This window comes from Paenibacillus sp. LjRoot56 (assembly GCF_964253335.1).
GTDB classification, from domain to species: domain Bacteria; phylum Bacillota; class Bacilli; order Paenibacillales; family NBRC-103111; genus Paenibacillus_E; species Paenibacillus_E allorhizoplanae.
This window is the reverse complement of record NZ_CAXURV020000004.1, coordinates 876,660-893,779: the sequence shown is the minus strand read 5'-3', so window position 1 is coordinate 893,779 and position 17,120 is coordinate 876,660. Positions and strand designations below refer to the sequence as shown.

Below are 17,120 nucleotides of genomic sequence, written 5' to 3'. Positions count from 1 at the left end.
TTTTGTTTGTTCTAGGCGCATGTATTGTCAAATGCGCGTGCTCTATGGTACTTTTATTAGTATGTATGCGACCTCTTTAGCGGAATTTGGCATAGGGAAGGTTCAAGTAGAGAGGGGAAAATATTGCTATGTATTTACATGGTACCAGTAGAATAAATGACCAAGGCCACCTCGAAATTGGCGGTGTTGATACGACAAAGTTAGTTGCCGAATACGGTACGCCTCTCTATGTTTTTGACGAGACACTCGTACGTCAGCGCTGTCGTGAATTCGTTGAAGCTTTCGGAGCTTCTGGGCTGAAATTTCAAGTAGCCTATGCAAGTAAAGCGTTTTGTGTAATGGCGATGTGCCGAATTGTCGAAGAAGAAGGTATGTCTTTGGATGTTGTATCCGATGGCGAGCTGTATACAGCGCTTCAAGCAGGCTTCCCAGCTGAACGTATTCATTTCCATGGGAATAACAAAACCATTTCTGAGATGGAAATGGCCATTGATGCCAAAATTGGATGCTTCGTCGTGGATAACTTTATCGAGTTGCAAATGTTAAATGCGATTGCAGCTGAGAAACGCCAAAAAGTGAAAATTTTATTGCGGATTACGCCAGGTGTAGAGGCGCACACGCATGAATATATTTCAACAGGCCAGACAGATTCCAAATTCGGCTTCGATTTGGGGAATGGATCTGCATTCCGCGCGATTGAAGAGGCATCGCAGTTATCCAATTTAGATCTTTTGGGCATTCATTCGCATATTGGTTCGCAGATATTTGAAGTCGAAGGGTTCCGTATCGCGGCTGAGAAAATGGCTGAATTTGCAATTCATGTGCGGACAGAATTAGATGTCACGTTCAAAGTAATCAACCTTGGCGGTGGCTTCGGAATTCGTTATGTGAGTGAAGATATACCTCTACCTGTAGCTGTGTATGTGAAGGCGATTACTGATGCGATCAAAACGAATTTCGGCAGCAACGGCTATCCGCTTCCGGAAATTTGGGTTGAACCGGGTCGGAGCATCGTAGGCGATGCAGGGACAACGCTTTACACGGTTGGCACAACGAAGGATATTCCCGGTGTTCGTAAATATGTGGCCGTGGATGGCGGTATGACTGACAATCCGCGTCCTGCCCTATATGATGCTGTATACGAAGCGGGTCTCGCGAACCGCGCTGCAGAGCAGCCAGCTGAAGTTGTTTCCATTGCCGGCAAATGCTGTGAAAGCGGCGATATGCTGATCTGGGATGTGAATCTGCCGAAGGTTGTGGCAGGTGATATTTTGGCGGTGTCGAGTACAGGAGCTTACAATTACTCGATGGCCAGCAACTATAACCGAATTCGTAGACCGGGTGTTGTATTTGTCAAAGACGGTCAAAGCGACCTTGTCGTGAAACGTGAATCTTTTGATCAAATCGTAGGGAATGACGTGATTCCAGCGAGAATGAAACAAGTGAGCAAAACGGTATAGAGGCATCATGAAAACAGCGGGAGGCCCTAGAGTTACGCTGGGTTCCTCCTGCTGTTTGTGTAATGCAGTCATTCATAGTAGAATAAGATATTATTTCCTAAAGGAGTGAACCACATAATGGCAAAACAAGCAAAAATTCAACTAGCAGGTGGCGGAGAGGTTGTTATCGATCTTTTTGAGAAAGATGCACCTAATACTGTCGCTAACTTTGAAAAACTAGCAAACTCTGGTTTCTACAACGGACTTGTTTTTCACCGCGTAATCCCAGGATTCGTAGCACAAGGTGGTTGCCCAACTGGAACAGGAACTGGTGGCCCTGGCTACCAAATCAACTGTGAAATCAACCCCAACAAACATGAGCGCGGCTCCCTAGCGATGGCGCATGCTGGTCGTAACACAGGTGGCAGCCAATTCTACATCGCTTACCAACCACAACCACATTTGGATGGCGGACACACGGTTTTCGGTAAAGTATCCAAAGGTATGGAGCTTGTTGATGCATTCAAAGGCAAAGACAAAATGGAAAAAGTAGAAGTTGTAGAAGTATAATTTCTGTCATATGAACTGCTCAGACTTAGGTCTGGGCAGTTTTTTGTATTTGTATGTAACTAGAAAGGATTCGGCGGAAATAGATGGATTAAATGTAGTTAATTACTTGAATTTCTGGATTAAATTCAAACTAAATGGATTTTCTGTAGTTAATTTCAGGTGTTTTTGTACAAAAGCGTGAACGGAGAAGAATTAACTGTATAATTTCCATTTACTTGAAAAATTTGATGAAATTCTTCTGAATTAGCTACATATTTTACAGGTAAATTGAGGTTTGATGGGTAATTAAATTAATTCTACAGACTTCATGCCCACGTCCTCCATGTCTTAGCTACTCAGCACCTCAGCAACAAAACACCTCTAGGAACTCAGCAGCAAAACAACACACGTTTCCCCACTACCCAACCTCCAATGCAATACATCTAATCCAACTCCTACCCATGTTATCCAGGTTCAATAAGTTGTCGAATGAATAACGAAATTAGCCGTAAATATTCTCATGTAACAGCAAGTCAATCAGAACCGATCTGAACACGGATACGTCAAACTTAAAAAGGGAATACGTATGAAAGGTGATGTCAGTTTGAAAAAGACTTGGCTTAGGTATGTAGGAGCAGGTATAGGGATGGGTATACTCTGTTTATTCACTTTGACAGGAGAAGAGCGGCCCACACTCACCGTTCAAAGCCCGCAACATGTTTCCTTGATCTCAGATGTAGATGTAGCTAAAACGCCCTCTGAAACGGTGAAGCGACCTTTGATTGAGCAGCTTAGAATAGAGCTTAGCCACTTCAATGAACCTATGACTGATATGACGGAATGGCTTCAAACACGAGTGTCGCCATACGATTCCAAGAAAGAGTTGTTAAACGTCATCCAGACGGATCTAGATCAAGATGGCGTTTCGAATGAATGGGTAACTGTACTAGTTGAGGATATTCTGGATGAGCAAACAGGCTTGGTACAGGAACGAAAGTCTTATGGGGTCATCATTGATTTTGATGAAGATAGCCAGTACATCCTTCAGTATTTACATTTTTCATCTGCGAATAACGGTCGAACAAAGGTCATGACCATTGATGATCTTACAGGTGATAGCAAGCCAGAGGTTGTTTGGGGATCCATAAATAGCGGCGCGCACACCACTTTTTCCGAATATACCGTGTCTTCATGGGTAGGTAGAAAACTTGAAACATACGCGGGAACAGCTGTGATAGCCAGTGAATCCAAAGCGGAAATTCGAGATAGGAAGCTTCAGCTGTCAGGTGGGCTAATCGGTTCAGTTGGAGCGGGACCGTGGCAGCAGGAATTCACCGAGACGTATGCGGTTGTTGAAAATTCGCTTAAACGGACTGAACGCGTCTATGTGCAATCACCTACACCGTATCATCGTCTGATAAATGGCATGTGGGCTGAATCGCATGGATACAGGGATCAGGCGTTACGTGATTATTCTGAAGCCATCAAGATGCAAGCTGCGTCTTATCAAGATTATGCTTTTATTTTTGAAGGTGAGTGGGTACAGGGTGGGATGAATTCCGATAAGGAAGCTGAGTTCGACCGTACGATCAAACGTTATTCACTGCTGCGGAAAGAACTTTTAACGGAGGTGAACAGAGGCGTTGACCAACGAAACGCTTGTGTATCGGCCAAGAAGAAAGCTGGCTTCGACAAGGCTTGGTTGACATATCTGAATGCACCCGCAGGCTATGCGAATCCTCATTGGGAAGAAGGAACGATTTGTTCAGATGTTGCCTTATTAGAACAATGAATTCATAGTAAATTCAACCAGGTTGAGTTCCAAATCCATTAATTCCGACAAGTTTTATCAGAAAAAATGAAAAAAGACCTTGCAATTTTCATGCGTGAGTGATAAATTTTTGTGTAATAAAGAAATTAGTAGCTAAGGTTTAGTTATTAATCTCTTTTTATAGTATGCAAAACCTTCGGGGCGTGGTGAAATTCCACACCGGCGGTGATTCGTATGCATGTACGTGTACATGGTGCGATCAGTCCGTGACCCGTTGTGAAGCTAGCGGTACCTGACAACAGCTTCGCTACGGTTGACCTGGTGGAATTCCGGGACCGACAGTATAGTCTGGATGGGAGAAGGAAAATGCGAATGCCAATTCGCTAGCATGCTTGTTCATTTTTTCACATTAACCTAAATTCGGCAGGTCTGTCCAAAGTGACTACCTCGTCGGTATTGTTTGATTTGATCAAAAATGTGACAAGCGTAATAGCTGAAGTTTATTCGTGTTATCTAAACAATCTCTGGCCCCCATCCGTAAGCGGAAGGGGCTTTTTTGCATTAGAATCAATGATTGGATTAAGAAGGCGGTGATCATCCATGGGGCTGTTGAATGACGAAACCTATATGAGACTTGCGCTTCAGATGGCAGAGAGTGCACTTGGACAAACGGGAATTAATCCTGTAGTAGGGTGTGTTCTTGTCAAAGAGGGCCGCATTGTTGGCATGGGTGCACATTTGAAGCGCGGAGAAGGGCATGCAGAGGTCTTGGCGTTGCGTATGGCGGGCGAAGAAGCTAAGGGGAGTACAGCTTATGTGACCTTGGAGCCCTGCAGTCATTATGGCAAAACACCGCCATGCAGTGACCGCCTCATCGAAGCTGGTGTGACTCGTGTTGTTGTGGCTACCACGGATCCGAATCCGGTAGTTGCTGGGACAGGAATCGCTAAGCTGCGCGCGCACGGTTTGGAAGTGAGCGTAGGCCTACTAGGTGAAGAATCCGCGAAGCTGAACGAGGCTTTCAATAAATTCATCGTCTCGCGTATGCCTTTTGTGACGATGAAGACCGCGAGCACCCTAGACGGCCGCATCGCTTCCAAAACCGGCGACAGCAAGTGGATTACATCCGCGGAGTCGCGAGCTTTTGTTCATACCCTGCGCCATCGGCATCAGGGTATCCTCGTCGGCGTACAGACCGTCATCGCCGACGACCCGCAGCTGAGCACGCGCGGCGATGTACCGGCTGTGCAGCCGGTACGCATCATCGCGGACTCGCAGCTGCGAGTCCCGCTCGGCGCCCGCGTGCTCACCGAGCAGGATCGTCAGCCGACGATCCTGCTCGCGAGCGCACAGGCGCCCGCAGAGCGCCGTGCCGCGCTGGAAGCGCGCGGCATCACGGTCCTCATCTGCGGGGACGGCCCGCAGGTGGACCTGACGCTCGCCATGCAGCAGCTCGGCGAGCGCGAGATCGGATCCATCCTCCTCGAAGGTGGAGGCCGCTTGAACGGCGCCATGCTGGAGCGGCGCCTGATTGATAAGCTGGTGCTGATGTATGCGCCGAAAATTATCGGCGGGGGCCAGGCAGCACCTGTGAACATCCACTTCGACGGCTACGCGAAGATGGATGACGCCATTACGCTCGACCGACTGCGTGTCGAGCAATTCGGACCGGATGTTTGTATCACCGGTTATCCGTTGTATAAGAGCTAGAGAATGGAGGAGTGGCATGTTTACCGGCATTGTAGAAGAAATCGGCCACATGCGCCGCATTCATAGTGGAGGGCAAGCCATGGTGTTGACCATTGGCGCCAAAAAAATACTGGAAGATGTCCATTTAGGTGACAGTATTGCCGTTAATGGCGTGTGTCTCACAGTCATTTCGTATGATAGTGATTCCTTCTCCGTTGATGTGATGCCTGAAACGTATCGGAAAACGAATCTTCGGAAGCTTCAATCCGGCACACGTGTGAATTTGGAGCGGGCGATGGCTGCGAATGGCCGATTTGGCGGACATATTGTCCAAGGTCATGTGGATGCCACAGCAACGATCCTTTCCCGCATACCCGAAGAGAATGCAGTTGTTTACCGGTTCGCACCGGAGAATCCGCATATATTCCGCTACATTATTCCTGGCGGATCCATCACGATTGATGGTATAAGTTTAACGGTTGTAGATGTCACAGAAAACGATGTTTCCGTTTCGATTATCCCGCATACCCTTGCGCAAACTGTTCTCCACGACAAAAAAGCCGGAGATACAGTCAACATTGAATGCGATGTTCTTGGCAAATATATGGAACGACTGCTCAAATTTGGTTCTTCTGAGACTGCTGTTCACGGAGAGCCTAAGAAAAGTAAGCTGACCGCAAGCTTTTTAGCAGATAATGGCTTTATGTAAGTTAGGAGAGGTGCATATGACACAACCCATTCGATTTAATACGATTGAAGAAGCTCTTGAGGATCTGAAATTAGGTAAAGTAATTATTGCCGTAGATGATGAGGATCGGGAAAACGAAGGTGATTTTATCGCGCTTGCTGATAAAACAACTCCTGAAGTGATCAACTTCATGATTAAAGAAGGGCGTGGACTTGTCTGCGCACCGATCACCGAAGAGAGAGCCAAGGAACTTGATTTACCGCCTATGGTGGTACGGAACACTGATTATCACGGCACAGCCTTCACAGTTTCCGTTGATCATACCGATACAAGTACAGGGATTTCTGCTCATGAGCGTTCCAGAACAATTCAAGGCTTAATCGATCCGTCAACGAAGCCGCAGGATTTCCGCAGACCAGGTCACATTTTCCCTTTGATCGCCAAAAAAGGCGGTGTACTTCGCAGAGCAGGCCATACAGAAGCAACGATCGATTTAGCTATTCTTTGTGACTCATATCCGGCTGGCGTTATTTGTGAAGTCATTAAAGAAGATGGCACGATGGCTCGTGTGCCCGATCTGATGGAGATTGCCGCGAAGCATGAACTTTGCATCATTACGATTCAAGACCTTATCCAGTATCGCAATCAACAAGAAAAGTTGGTGAAGCGCGAGGTTGAGGTGGATCTGCCAACGGATTTCGGTACGTTCAAAGCGATTGCTTATACGAATCAATTGGATGACAAGGAACACGTAGCCTTAGTTAAGGGGACAATTGATCCTTCCAAACCTACCTTGGTGCGTGTCCATTCCGAGTGTTTGACAGGTGATGTGTTTCATTCTCATCGTTGTGATTGCGGTCCACAGCTGGATGCTGCACTAAAACAGATTGATGAAGAGGGCAATGGTGTATTATTATATATGCGACAGGAAGGTCGCGGCATCGGTTTAATCAATAAATTGAAGGCATATGTCCTCCAAGAGCAGGGATTAGACACCGTAGAAGCGAATATTAAGCTTGGATTTGCTCCAGATCTTCGTGATTATGGCATTGGTGCTCAAATTCTCAAAGATCTTGGGATCTCGAAACTTCGTTTGTTGACGAATAATCCGCGTAAAATTAAAGGCTTAGAAGGCTATGGGCTCGAAGTAGATGAGCGCGTTCCGATTCAAATGGAGAGCAAGAAAGATAACCTTAATTATTTGCAAACCAAGCAACAGAAGCTAGGCCACATGCTTACTTTTATCGACGTAGGCAAAGGCATTTAATTTTGTGAATGAGTGAAGATCACATACTAAACTAATACGGTTCAAAAGAAAAGGAGATTCTTACCATGGCTACGATTTATGAAGGACATTTAATTTCGCAAAATTTAAAATACGGGATCGTCGTAGGACGTTTCAATGAGTTTATTACTTCCAAACTACTTGGCGGCGCACAAGACGCGCTAAAGCGTCACGGTGTGGATGAAAGTGAAGTTGATATCGCGTGGGTTCCAGGTGCATTTGAACTTCCTCTTATCGCGCAAAAAATGGCCGAAAGTGGCAAGTATGATGCTGTCATTACCCTAGGTGCCGTTATTCGTGGATCAACGCCGCATTTTGATTATGTGTGCAGTGAAGTGGCCAAAGGTGTTTCGGCTATTAACTTGAAAACAGGTATTCCCACAATCTTCGGTGTATTAACAACGGATTCCATTGAGCAAGCCGTTGAGCGTGCAGGTACGAAAGCAGGCAATAAAGGCTGGGAAGCTGCCGTAACTGCGATTGAAATGGCGAATTTGACGAAGCAATTCTCTTCCTAATGCTGGCTTATTACCATTTAGAAACACTGCTGCCGCGACTGTTTGCTTTCCTAATTGCTATGACTTTACATGATACAGCGCATGCTGGGGTCGCTTGGCTGCTAGGAGATCGAACAGCTCGTGATAGCAAACGGTTTTCGCTTAACCCCTTGGCGCATCTTGACGTCTTGGGGTTGGCGATGATCGTCTTCGGGCCATATGGCTGGTCCAAGAAAATGCCAGTCGATTCGGACCGTTTTCCCAAGAATAAAAAACTATCGCTTACCATTGTTTATCTAGCGGGACCTCTCACGAATCTTGTACTCGTGCTATTTTTTTGGTGGCTTTACTTCTACTTACCTGCCCTTCTTGGTGCAGCATCGGAATCGCTCGTTGTGGAACAATGGCGTGTATATTTACAATATTGTGTTATCGTTAACTTAATGATTGGACTCATTCATTTGTTGCCGCTCTATCCGCTTGATGGATGGTATATATGGAGAGGGTTTTTCTCGACTCCGAAACAGCGATGGATTGATAGACAACAGATCAAAGCACTTATTCTTGTAATCGTTTTAATGGTGACCCCGATTGGACAATGGGCACTCAGCGGAATTTATCCTTACGCCGTAAAGGTTATTATGCATCTTTATTCACTATGACAAGGGGAAGAACGACATGAAGGTTACCTATAAGTTGGAAGCATTTGAAGGCCCCCTTGATCTATTGCTTCATCTAATTGATAAAAATGAACTCGACATTTACAATATTCCGATCAAAGAAATTACAGATCAATACCTTGGGTATGTACAAGCAATGCAGGAGCTGGAGTTAGATATTACGAGTGAGTTTCTAGTTATGGCTGCCACTCTGCTCTCCATCAAAAGCAAAATGCTCTTACCTAAGCCGCCTGTCATTGAATTTGACGAATATTTTGATGATATGGATGATTCGTTAGACCCACGCGCTGAGCTCGTTGCTAAGCTGATTGAATATCGGAAATATAAATCGATTGCTGATATGCTTCGGGACAAAGAGGTGGAGCGCAGCCTCGTTTACACACGTGAACCCGAGGATTTAACACCGTATCTGCCGGATCTTCAAGAGAACCCGGTGGAAGGGTTGGATGTTGCTGATTTATTGATTGCTTTTCAGCGTACTTTGCGCAAGTTAGCAAACCGAAACGTAGTTGCACGGATCAGACGGGATGAGATCTCGGTAAAGGATCGGATTCGTGAAGTTGTTGATTTGCTTAAAATAAAAGGTGGTAAGCTGTTATTTTCCAAGCTATTCGATTATGAGATGACGCGGGAAGAAATTGTCGTTACCTTTCTAGCTATCCTTGAGTTGATGAAAATGAAGAAAATCACATGCTACCAAAATCAGCTTTTTGAAGATATCGTCATTCAAGCCAAAGAGGAGGGAACCGACCTTGACACTCAACTTCCTACAGATGAAATCGATTATTGAAGGACTTCTCTTCGCCTCTGGCGACGAAGGACTAGATCTCAAGCAACTTGCTGAGGTGATGGAACTTGATGCTTATGTGATTAAAGATCTGCTGAAAGATATGCGGACAGATTTCAAGCGTAAAGGGCGTGGCGTCCAAATTGTAGAAGTTGCTGGCGCATACCAACTGACTACATTAGCGGAGCATGCTCCGTATTTTGAAAGACTTGCTTATACGCCATCACGTTCCTCGCTCTCACAAGCTGCTCTTGAAACGTTATCCATCGTTGCTTATAAACAACCAATCACACGCGTTGAGATCGAAGAGATCCGCGGCGTGAAGTGTGATCGAGCACTCGCTACGTTAACGGGTAAGGACTTAATTACGGAGGTAGGGCGTGCAGATGCAGTGGGTAGACCGATCTTATATGGCACGTCCAAACAATTCTTGGAGTATTTCGGTTTAAATTCGATCCAAGAACTACCAGACTCTGCTAACTTTCAAGGTAGTTTTGATTTGGAAGAAGAAACTCGGATGCTATTCGATCGCTTGAGCGGGGATCAGAAACAATTGACACTAGACGACGTGAGTGACGAACACTCTGAGTAGACCATGTTAGGTTAAAGCTTATCCATACATGCATTTCATTTCCTTTTAGAGGTCATACTAACTCCACCTGCGAGAATTCATCTTGCGCGTGGAGTTTTCGTTCATTTTGACTAAGGAGGCGTAAGTGTTGCTGTGGGTAGGGTTGGCCGTCTTGGTTATCATCATTGCCATTATCGTTGTGCTATGCAGCTTTATGCGCGGTGAGTTTTATTTCTCCCGAGTAAAAGATAATGATACGCTTACCGTGGAGATGCGAGGGTTGTTTGGGCTCGTGCGATACCGTTATGTCATCCCGATCATTCAATTCAAAGGATTTACCCAAGGGATTTTAATTAAGTCTGAAAAAGTGACCCAACATAACGCCAAGCTGAAAGATGAAACGAGAGATCATATTACCAAAGATAAAGTCATCGCCTTTTACGAGGAAGCGAAAGACGTTCTTGTTCATACGCTGAATTTGTATGGTTGGATGAAGATGACCTTAGCTAAAGTGGAGTGCACAGAGCTTAAGTGGATTACTCGTGTAGGTCTTGGTGATGCTCCGGAAACGGCGATAACGACAGGGGCCATATGGGGAATCAAGTCCTCATTGCTTGGCTTTACAATCCGGTATGTGAAGCTAATTGCGAAGCCGCGCATTGATGTGATTCCACAATATAATGAAAAGCAATTTGCAACGGAGTTTCGTTTTGCCGGTCGAATCCGAGTGTGGTTTGCTGTCACAGCTGGCATAAGGCTGTTGTATCGAGCAGCTAAAATTAAAGGAGGTATTCGAACCTGGATCCAGTTTGCGTTGAAGGCGAGAGCTAGATTCAAACCTGCTTCGTGAGTTTTACATAACCCCATGCTAGTAGGGGCATTCTAGAACTGAACCATGATAGTTCTTTAGAGTTCTTGATGTATGAGCTTTCGATGTCAGAAACGTATGATGATAGTGAAAAAACGCTAAGGAGGAATATGAAGATGTCTGAACACCCGATTCAAGGCCTCATGAAAGTCGCCATGGAAAATATAAAAGAGATGGTCGACGTAAACACAATTGTCGGTGACCCGGTCGAAACGCCAGACGGTAGTGTCATTATGCCGATCTCAAAAGTCGGATTTGGTTTCGCTGCAGGTGGTAGTGAGTTTGTGACAGACTCCGAAATCGAAATCGAAGGCGGAATAAACCGTGGCGACGCACTCAATGCCAAAGTTGCTCTCCCCTTCGGTGGTGGTAGCGGTGGTGGGGTATCCATTACGCCAATTGCTTTCCTTGTTGTAGGTAAGAATGGCGTGAAGGTTGTGCCGTTAGATAATCAAACGCATATCTTGGAGCGCCTAATCGATTCTGCGCCGCAGGTCGTGGACAAGATTCAAAGTATGATCAAGGGAATGTCAGCGAAGCCGCCAGCAGCCGTTTCAACGAATGTCACCAACGTCGAGAATCAGAATTTTATTGTGTAGCCTGTTGTCATTATGAGCTGTCCTTTGAGGACAGCTTTTTTCATGGGCATTCATCAATCGTGAGAGCTTTTTACGACCGTTTTGGCAGAAGTGGGACGCCAGTTAATCAGTTTGATCAGTTGATCCTGCATATACGAAGGTGAATATTTGAATTCACTTTCAATCCAATGAAATATAAGGCCAAGTAAGGCGTGAAGCGAATAAATGCTCAACAACTCTTGATCGATTTCGTTATCTTGATCGGGGTAGAATAGTTCTTCTTGTGTGATTTTTTTTAGGGCGCTAAACATGTTTTCCTTCAGCTTGGGCAGTACTTCACTTTTCATCAGCGTGGTATAGATGGAGGAATTCTGAAAAAAATGATCAAATATCATAACGGACTTAGCAGGCAGTTCTTGAATACGAAATATTTCAACATGTTCATAAGGTGCTCGAAAGGATTGTAGTAATTGCCCAGTTAAATTGGCAATGATATCGTCAAGCAAATCTTCCTTACTCTCATAATTGGCATAGAAAGTCCCGCGATTATAGTTGGCAAATTCTACGATTTCAGTTATTGAAATGGAAGTAAAGGGCTTTTGTGACATCAGCGCCAGCAGGGCTTCTCGAAGAGCGATTTTACTTCGAACGATTCTGCGATCTGTTTTTTTAGTAATTTCTGACATTCATGTTCATTCCTTTTTGGCGTTAGTGAACAAAATCAATCATTTTGTACGTTAGCTAACAAACAAGCGTTTTTTACTGATTGTATCACTTCTGATACTCTATTATACTCCAAGTGTAAGAAGTTCTATAGGCACAATTCAGTGAGTTATTCGCACTAAAATACATGACATTTGGAGGAAATACACATGAAGCTTTCTGGAAAAGTGGCTATCGTTACAGGAGCAGCGTCAGGTATGGGGAAAGCAATCGCAGAGTTGTTCGCAGCTGAAGGAGCTAAGGTTGTCGTGTCGGATCTTCGGGTAGAGGCGGCACAAACGGTTGTTACTGGCATTGAAGCAAAAGGTGGTACAGCGATTGCTGTTGCAGCGAATGTTGCGAAAGAAGAAGATGTTGCACAAATGATTGATACGGCTGTGAAAGAATACGGTACCGTTGATATTCTCATAAATAATGCTGGTATTATGGATAACTTTGTCCCTGCTGGAGATCTTACGGACGAGCTATGGGAGCGAGTTTTCGCTATTAACACAACAGGCGTCATGCGCACAACTCGGAAAGTTCTTCCTATTTTTACAGAGAGAAAAAGTGGTGTCATCGTAAACATAGCGTCTGCTGGCGGACTAAATGGATCCAGAGCGGGTGCAGCGTATACGGCATCTAAACATGCGGTAGTTGGATTCACGAAAAACGTTGGTTTTCAATACGCGAATCTCGGTATCCGTTGTAATGCCATCGCGCCTGGTGGTGTGAGCACAAACATCGGAACAACGATTACAGCTCCAAATCCTTTTGGTATGGAAAGAGCAATGGTTGGCATGGGGTTAAATCCACGAGCAGGTGAGCCAGAGGAAATTGCAAAGGTTGCTTTATTCTTGGCTTCCGACGATGCGAGCTTTGTTAACGGGACTGTGGTTACAGCGGATGCAGGCTGGACAGCGTACTAATCGCGAACTAAATTGAATAAGTAAGTCGTAAACGCCAAGTTGCGTTAATTGAAGGCTGATCCATAAGTAGATTTTCTACTTCTGGATGGCCTTTTTGTTTTGGATCGTTTTCAGGACATATCCCTCGTCCACTCGCATATACTTGTACAAAGTTTCATCAGTGGATTCGCTCAAAAAGTGTACAAGTTCGCTCGTGTAGGAGGATAACCCAACCAATGAAAACCAAAAGCCAGTTCATCGTCATTTGCTGTGCCTTGATTGGATTGTTAATTGCGCCATGGACCTATGTAGAAGCCGCGCCGCCAAGCATTCATACGAATGCAGTCGGTGCTTCGCTCGTTGATGTGGAGTCAGGACGTGTGCTTTATAGCGAAAAAGGGGACACGCCTATGCGTATAGCTAGCTTGACCAAAATTATGACGGCGATCATTGCGATTGAACAAGGCGACCTCACCAGCATGGTCAAGGTCAGTAAGAATGCTTTCGGCAAAGAAGGGTCTTCCATCTACTTGAAGCTTGGAGAAGAAATGCGACTTCATGACATGTTATTTGGACTCATGATGCGTTCCGGTAATGACGCCGCGACGGCAATTGCTGAGCATATTGGAGGTAGTGTTGAAGGGTTCGTCTATTTGATGAACGAGAAAGCGAAAATGCTAGGGATGGATCATTCCCATTTCACGAATCCATCCGGGCTGGACGAAGGTGAAGGTCATCGTTCAAGTCCGAATGATATGGCTAAGCTCACCGCGTATGCGCTCAAGAATAGTGTATTTGCTGACATCGTATCTACAAAGCTGAAAAAAGTACCTAATCCGAATGAAACGTGGGATTACTCTTGGCTCAACAAAAATAAGATGCTTTCCATGTTCGAAGGTGCAGATGGGGTGAAAACGGGTTATACCAAGCTCGCTAAGCGTTGCTTAGTATCTTCGGCTACACGGAACGGACAGCAACTTGTCGTGGTGACTTTGAATGATGGTGATGATTGGGCGGATCACGCGAAGCTGCTTCAATATGGGTTCAATCATTTCCCGCTGCAGACACTGGTGAAGAAAGGCGATGCAATCGAAGGCACCCCTTGGGTAGCAAGCCGAACGTTTAAGTACCCACTCGCAGAAGGTGAATACGCTAGCTTAACGCACCAAGTTAGCTTGGTAGATCCAATGGCGACGGAGTATCGGTTAGCTGAACGCGGTGCACTGCGAATTTCATTGAATAATAATCTGATACAAACGATACCGATCTATGATCCGGCAAACCCATTAATGCAAGTTCCCGAGAAAGCAACATTCTCCTATCAATCGAGCAGTCCTTATAAAGAGACATTGCTGACCAAGTATAGTTATATCTGCAGAATGCTAGTACAGGGGTTATTTCATATATCTGGCTCCATATGGGCGGATTAATTAATAAATTGTAAAGCCAAGTTGTAAGGAGTGCTGACCTATGGTGAATTGGATATGGCTATTTTTTATCGTCGTTGGTTTCCTCGTCGCAGCTATTAATGGTGATGTAGAATCCGTTACACAAGCTGCATTTGATGGGGCGAAGAATGGGGTAACCGTATGTTTCGGTTTAATAAGTGTATTGGTATTCTGGATGGGAATGATGCGTATTGCGGAAGATGCTGGTATTTTGCACAAGTTGGCAAGACTTCTTCAGCCTGTTGTACGCTTCCTTTTTCCAAGTATTCCAAAGAATCATCCTGCGCTTGGCTATATCATGTCGAACATGAGTGCTAATATCCTTGGCTTAGGCAATGCTGCGACTCCGATGGGGATTAAAGCGATGCAAGAGCTTCAGAAGCTTAATCCTAACAAAGAGGAAGCCAGTGCAGCTATGTCCACGTTGCTTGCACTCAATACGTCAAGTATCACCTTAATCCCGACAACACTTATTGCAATAAGGATGAATTTTAATTCGATGAACCCGGCAGAAATCGTAGGTACAACACTCATTGCGACGATCATTTCCACAACAGTGGCCATATTCGTGGATAGATGGTATCGCAGATCTCGCTCACCTATCCCTCCGCTGAAAGGATGAACCAGCATGTACGCACTCGTTTCACTTATTTCAGCATGGGCAATCCCGATCATGATAGTGTTCATTCCCCTTTACGCTGCTTATCGCAAGGTTCCTGTCTATGAGTCATTTGTAGAGGGGGCCAAAGATGGCTTTGACACGGCGATCAAAATTATTCCCCACCTTGTCGGGATGATGGTCGCGATTTCCGTATTTCGTGCATCTGGTGCGATGGACATGATGATAGGCTGGATGCGGCCATTTTTTGAAAGTATTGGTGTGCCTACAGAAGTGCTCCCTTTAGCAATTCTAAGGCCTATCACAGGAGCGGGTTCCTTAGCATTTACGACTGATTTAATCGAGCAATTTGGTCCGGATTCCATGATTGGGCGGATTGCCTCAACGGTACAAGGGAGCACAGACACAACTTTATATGTGATAACTGTCTATTTTGGCGCGATTGGAATTCGGAAAGCTGGCTATGCGCTCAAAGTGGGATTAATTTCGGATGCTGTTGGCTTTATCGCTTCTCTTGTTATTTGTTATTTCGTGTTTTCATAAATGGCAGGCACGTAATGGCACCTGAATAGCCATCATTCTGTCACCTTCTGTCAGTTATTGTGGGTTGCCGCTTGAGATTTGTGGTTAAGTCCGTTATCATTAGCTTGAGGTGAAAGCGGATAATGGAAAGACTGCAAAAGGTATTAGCCGAAGCTGGGATCGCATCCCGCCGGAAATGTGAAGAAATCATTACAGCGGGACGCGTGCAAGTGAACGGTGAAGTCGTCACGACGCTGGGTGTGAAAGTGAATACAGCTGAAGATGAGATAAGGGTTGATGGACGTGCGATAGGTCAACAGAAGAAGATCTATGTCATTTTAAATAAGCCCAAAGGTGTTATTACGAGTGCAACGGATCCCGAAGGCCGTAAGGTTGTCACTGATTTCTTGCCAGGAATCAGAGAGCGTGTATATCCGGTCGGTCGACTGGATTATGATACGGAAGGCCTGCTCATTCTAACGAATGACGGTGAGTTCGCACATCTGCTTACACATCCGAAGCATCATGTACCGAAGACATACCAAGCAACTGTCAAAGGAGTGCCACACGGCACGTTATTAGATAAGCTCAAAATGGGCATACAGTTAGAAGATGGTATGACTGCACCTGCTGAGGTCGAGTACGCAGATGTGAATATGGAGAAGAATGAGTCTGTCATTCAAATCACTATCTATGAAGGTAGAAACCGCCAAGTCAGACGGATGTTTGAGGCGATTTCGTTCCCAGTAATCAAATTAAAACGGATTAAATTCGGTCCCATCTTCTTAACTGGCCTGGCAAGAGCGAAGTATCGCCACTTGACGCCCAAAGAGGTTGAAGAGCTTAGGAACGAAGCTCTAAGGACACATAACGTTCAAAAAGGCCAATAAGAATTGGCCTTCTTTTCGTTATAATAAGGGTATAATTCGATATGCAAAAACTAACATTGTCGACAAAGCGAAGGTGATTAACATTGGGTCGTAATAAAAAGTGGGTACAGATTGGGATCTTTGCAATCGTGCTCATTATTGGTGTGTTTACGATTATTACAAATTTGTCTGCTTCAGCAAGCAAGAAATACCCGCAGCAAGGGGAGAAAGCGACGAACTTCTCCTTGGTTGGATTAGATGGTCAAACGCACGAGCTCTCTGATTACAAAGGGAAGGTTGTGCTAGTGAATTTCTGGGGTACATTTTGTCCACCATGTAAAGAAGAAATGCCTGATCTGCAGAAGCAATACGATAAGTGGAAGAGCCAAGGAGTCGTTTTCTTAGAAGTGAATGTGGACAAGAATAAAGTAACGGTCCAGGGCTTCATGGAGCAATACAAATTAAATATGCCAGTGCTGTTAGATGCCAATGAAGTTGTGCGTAAATTATATGGTGTAATGGACTATCCAACAACCTTCTTCATAGGGACAGATGGCAAAATTGCTGTGAAAAAAATTGGCCAAATGGAAGAGTCATTTATTGATGAAACGATATCTAGCTTGGTCAGTAAATCGTAATTTATAAGTCGT

19 protein-coding genes and 1 riboswitch are annotated in these 17,120 nt (G+C 45.0%); of the genes, 18 read left to right on the top strand and 1 reads right to left on the bottom strand.

The annotated features are described in order from the left end of the window. The first annotated feature begins 128 nt into the window (after nt 1–128). The 12 genes from lysA (at nt 129) to ytfJ (ending at nt 11,423) form a co-directional block, all read left to right on the top strand. Complete coding sequence (gene lysA / locus ACSQ8O_RS29930; RefSeq protein WP_436244624.1) at nt 129–1,460, top strand: diaminopimelate decarboxylase; 1,332 nt, start codon at nt 129–131, stop codon at nt 1,458–1,460. A gap of 117 nt (nt 1,461–1,577) precedes the next feature. Continuing rightward, complete coding sequence (locus ACSQ8O_RS29925) at nt 1,578–2,009, top strand: peptidylprolyl isomerase (protein ID WP_056614545.1); 432 nt, start codon at nt 1,578–1,580, stop codon at nt 2,007–2,009. 583 nt (nt 2,010–2,592) lie between these two features. Continuing rightward, on the top strand, nt 2,593–3,780 hold the full coding sequence (locus tag ACSQ8O_RS29920) for a hypothetical protein (RefSeq protein WP_436244623.1): 1,188 nt from the start codon (nt 2,593–2,595) through the stop codon (nt 3,778–3,780). A gap of 167 nt (nt 3,781–3,947) precedes the next feature. Then, a riboswitch (FMN riboswitch) is annotated at nt 3,948–4,127 on the top strand. Between the two features lie 232 nt (nt 4,128–4,359). Then, complete coding sequence (ribD, locus tag ACSQ8O_RS29915; protein WP_436244622.1) at nt 4,360–5,469, top strand: bifunctional diaminohydroxyphosphoribosylaminopyrimidine deaminase/5-amino-6-(5-phosphoribosylamino)uracil reductase RibD; 1,110 nt, start codon at nt 4,360–4,362, stop codon at nt 5,467–5,469. A gap of 16 nt (nt 5,470–5,485) precedes the next feature. Continuing rightward, complete coding sequence (ribE, locus tag ACSQ8O_RS29910) at nt 5,486–6,157, top strand: riboflavin synthase (protein ID WP_436244621.1); 672 nt, start codon at nt 5,486–5,488, stop codon at nt 6,155–6,157. 16 nt (nt 6,158–6,173) lie between these two features. After that, entirely contained in the window at nt 6,174–7,403 is a 1,230-nt protein-coding gene (locus ACSQ8O_RS29905; protein ID WP_436244620.1) for a bifunctional 3,4-dihydroxy-2-butanone-4-phosphate synthase/GTP cyclohydrolase II, read from the top strand. Between the two features lie 65 nt (nt 7,404–7,468). After that, on the top strand, nt 7,469–7,939 hold the full coding sequence (gene ribH, locus ACSQ8O_RS29900) for a 6,7-dimethyl-8-ribityllumazine synthase (protein ID WP_056614532.1): 471 nt from the start codon (nt 7,469–7,471) through the stop codon (nt 7,937–7,939). Further along, a complete protein-coding gene (locus ACSQ8O_RS29895; protein ID WP_436244619.1) occupies nt 7,939–8,580 on the top strand; it encodes a site-2 protease family protein in 642 nt (213 codons plus the stop codon). Before ribH ends, ACSQ8O_RS29895 begins: the two co-directional genes overlap by 1 nt. 16 nt (nt 8,581–8,596) lie before the next feature. Next, nucleotides 8,597–9,388: a segregation and condensation protein A gene (locus ACSQ8O_RS29890; RefSeq protein ID WP_056614526.1), complete on the top strand. Its 792-nt coding sequence runs from the start codon at nt 8,597–8,599 to the stop codon at nt 9,386–9,388. Beyond that, the gene (gene scpB, locus ACSQ8O_RS29885; protein WP_056614519.1) at nt 9,372–9,977 is read left to right on the top strand and encodes an SMC-Scp complex subunit ScpB; all 606 of its coding nucleotides are present in this window, start codon (nt 9,372–9,374) and stop codon (nt 9,975–9,977) included. Before ACSQ8O_RS29890 ends, scpB begins: the two co-directional genes overlap by 17 nt. Before the next feature lie 124 nt (nt 9,978–10,101). After that, the gene (locus ACSQ8O_RS29880; RefSeq protein WP_436244618.1) at nt 10,102–10,806 is read left to right on the top strand and encodes a DUF2953 domain-containing protein; all 705 of its coding nucleotides are present in this window, start codon (nt 10,102–10,104) and stop codon (nt 10,804–10,806) included. A gap of 134 nt (nt 10,807–10,940) precedes the next feature. Continuing rightward, nucleotides 10,941–11,423 (top strand): GerW family sporulation protein, encoded by a 483-nt coding sequence (gene ytfJ / locus ACSQ8O_RS29875; RefSeq protein ID WP_173110107.1) that lies wholly within the window; start codon nt 10,941–10,943, stop codon nt 11,421–11,423. A gap of 53 nt (nt 11,424–11,476) precedes the next feature. On the opposite strand, the gene ACSQ8O_RS29870 is transcribed toward ytfJ, so the two are convergent. Beyond that, nucleotides 11,477–12,088: a TetR/AcrR family transcriptional regulator gene (locus ACSQ8O_RS29870; RefSeq protein ID WP_436244617.1), complete on the bottom strand. Its 612-nt coding sequence runs from the start codon at nt 12,086–12,088 to the stop codon at nt 11,477–11,479. Nucleotides 12,089–12,274: 186 nt separating this feature from the next. Here ACSQ8O_RS29870 and ACSQ8O_RS29865 point away from each other — a divergent pair, with 186 nt between their 5' ends. The 6 genes from ACSQ8O_RS29865 (at nt 12,275) to ACSQ8O_RS29840 (ending at nt 17,108) form a co-directional block, all read left to right on the top strand. Then, nucleotides 12,275–13,033, top strand: a complete 759-nt coding sequence (locus ACSQ8O_RS29865) for an SDR family oxidoreductase (RefSeq protein ID WP_436244616.1) — start codon at nt 12,275–12,277, stop codon at nt 13,031–13,033. Between the two features lie 215 nt (nt 13,034–13,248). Continuing rightward, the gene (locus ACSQ8O_RS29860) at nt 13,249–14,442 is read left to right on the top strand and encodes a D-alanyl-D-alanine carboxypeptidase family protein (RefSeq protein WP_436244615.1); all 1,194 of its coding nucleotides are present in this window, start codon (nt 13,249–13,251) and stop codon (nt 14,440–14,442) included. Between the two features lie 40 nt (nt 14,443–14,482). After that, the gene (locus ACSQ8O_RS29855) at nt 14,483–15,082 is read left to right on the top strand and encodes a nucleoside recognition domain-containing protein (RefSeq protein ID WP_436244614.1); all 600 of its coding nucleotides are present in this window, start codon (nt 14,483–14,485) and stop codon (nt 15,080–15,082) included. Nucleotides 15,083–15,088: 6 nt separating this feature from the next. Then, on the top strand, nt 15,089–15,622 hold the full coding sequence (locus ACSQ8O_RS29850; protein WP_056614498.1) for a spore maturation protein: 534 nt from the start codon (nt 15,089–15,091) through the stop codon (nt 15,620–15,622). Nucleotides 15,623–15,744: 122 nt separating this feature from the next. After that, the gene (locus ACSQ8O_RS29845; protein WP_056614495.1) at nt 15,745–16,491 is read left to right on the top strand and encodes a pseudouridine synthase; all 747 of its coding nucleotides are present in this window, start codon (nt 15,745–15,747) and stop codon (nt 16,489–16,491) included. 83 nt (nt 16,492–16,574) lie between these two features. After that, nucleotides 16,575–17,108, top strand: coding sequence for a redoxin domain-containing protein (locus ACSQ8O_RS29840; RefSeq protein WP_056614494.1), 534 nt, complete (start codon nt 16,575–16,577; stop codon nt 17,106–17,108). The last annotated feature ends 12 nt before the right edge of the window (nt 17,109–17,120 follow it).

Bases quoted from the DNA above. Each gene is read 5' to 3' on its own strand.
- lysA (WP_436244624.1), top strand. From the start codon at position 129: ATGTATTTACATGGTACCAGTAGAATAAATGACCAAGGCCACCTCGAA.
- ACSQ8O_RS29925 (WP_056614545.1), top strand. From the start codon at position 1,578: ATGGCAAAACAAGCAAAAATTCAACTAGCAGGTGGCGGAGAGGTTGTT.
- ribD (WP_436244622.1), top strand. From the start codon at position 4,360: ATGGGGCTGTTGAATGACGAAACCTATATGAGACTTGCGCTTCAGATG.
- ribE (WP_436244621.1), top strand. From the start codon at position 5,486: ATGTTTACCGGCATTGTAGAAGAAATCGGCCACATGCGCCGCATTCAT.
- ACSQ8O_RS29905 (WP_436244620.1), top strand. From the start codon at position 6,174: ATGACACAACCCATTCGATTTAATACGATTGAAGAAGCTCTTGAGGAT.
- ribH (WP_056614532.1), top strand. From the start codon at position 7,469: ATGGCTACGATTTATGAAGGACATTTAATTTCGCAAAATTTAAAATAC.
- ACSQ8O_RS29895 (WP_436244619.1), top strand. From the start codon at position 7,939: ATGCTGGCTTATTACCATTTAGAAACACTGCTGCCGCGACTGTTTGCT.
- ACSQ8O_RS29890 (WP_056614526.1), top strand. From the start codon at position 8,597: ATGAAGGTTACCTATAAGTTGGAAGCATTTGAAGGCCCCCTTGATCTA.
- scpB (WP_056614519.1), top strand. From the start codon at position 9,372: ATGAAATCGATTATTGAAGGACTTCTCTTCGCCTCTGGCGACGAAGGA.
- ytfJ (WP_173110107.1), top strand. From the start codon at position 10,941: ATGTCTGAACACCCGATTCAAGGCCTCATGAAAGTCGCCATGGAAAAT.
- ACSQ8O_RS29870 (WP_436244617.1), bottom strand. From the start codon at position 12,088: ATGTCAGAAATTACTAAAAAAACAGATCGCAGAATCGTTCGAAGTAAA.
- ACSQ8O_RS29865 (WP_436244616.1), top strand. From the start codon at position 12,275: ATGAAGCTTTCTGGAAAAGTGGCTATCGTTACAGGAGCAGCGTCAGGT.
- ACSQ8O_RS29860 (WP_436244615.1), top strand. From the start codon at position 13,249: ATGAAAACCAAAAGCCAGTTCATCGTCATTTGCTGTGCCTTGATTGGA.
- ACSQ8O_RS29855 (WP_436244614.1), top strand. From the start codon at position 14,483: ATGGTGAATTGGATATGGCTATTTTTTATCGTCGTTGGTTTCCTCGTC.
- ACSQ8O_RS29850 (WP_056614498.1), top strand. From the start codon at position 15,089: ATGTACGCACTCGTTTCACTTATTTCAGCATGGGCAATCCCGATCATG.
- ACSQ8O_RS29845 (WP_056614495.1), top strand. From the start codon at position 15,745: ATGGAAAGACTGCAAAAGGTATTAGCCGAAGCTGGGATCGCATCCCGC.